The 627-nt window shown below is 76.4% G+C and carries 2 protein-coding genes; both read right to left on the bottom strand.

Translation table 11 applies throughout. The annotated features are described in order from the left end of the window. Positions 1-137 (bottom strand): SDR family NAD(P)-dependent oxidoreductase (locus PYV61_RS26685; protein ID WP_345785292.1); only part of this gene is annotated, 137 nt, incomplete at its 3' end. Between the two features lie 268 nt (positions 138-405). Continuing rightward, positions 406-627 (bottom strand): hypothetical protein (locus PYV61_RS26350; protein WP_275836860.1); only part of this gene is annotated, 222 nt, incomplete at its 5' end.

Genomic DNA, 627 nt, shown 5'->3' with positions numbered 1-627 from the left:
GCGCGCGCCGCGGCCAGGTCGACGTCGGCCATCACCACGCGCGCGCCGTCGCCGGCGAGCGGGCGCACGGCCGCGCGGCCGATCCCCGAGGCGCCGCCCGTCACGATCGCGGCGCGGCCGCTGAGGTCCGCTGTCATGCGGCAATGCTACCGTCGCGGGGGCGGCGTCACCAGCAGCCTTGCGACCTGCGACCTGCGACTGTCGCCTCCTCGGGTCGCGCGGTAGGTCCCGTGGCGCTTCAACAGCCGGGAGAACGGATCGGACCGATGCAGGTCGGATTCATCGGATCGCTCCGAGTCACTCCAGGCGCCCATCCGCCGAATCCGTTCCGATCCGGACCGATCCGTTCTCCCTGATGGTTGAACCGTGCGCACCCGAGATCGGGAGCTGGCCGCGAGCGGGTCGTCAGCGCGACGCCGCCGCGTAGATCGCCAGCGTCGCCGCGCGCCACGCCTCGGTCGCGAACGCCCACGCGAGGCCGAACGCGTCCTGGCGGCCGCGCCGCCCCGCGCCGCCGGCGTCGACGCCCGTGGGCTCGGCGGCGATCGGGAGGCGGACGGTCCAGGCGCCGGTGGCGAGGCGCTGCACGCGCAGCGTCGGCGGGCCCAGCTCGGCGGCGGCGGCGCG

This window comes from Roseisolibacter sp. H3M3-2 (genome assembly GCF_029211165.1).
Taxonomy (GTDB): domain Bacteria; phylum Gemmatimonadota; class Gemmatimonadetes; order Gemmatimonadales; family Gemmatimonadaceae; genus Roseisolibacter.
The sequence above is the reverse complement of the archived record's forward strand: the minus strand, read 5'-3'. Positions and strand labels throughout refer to the sequence as shown.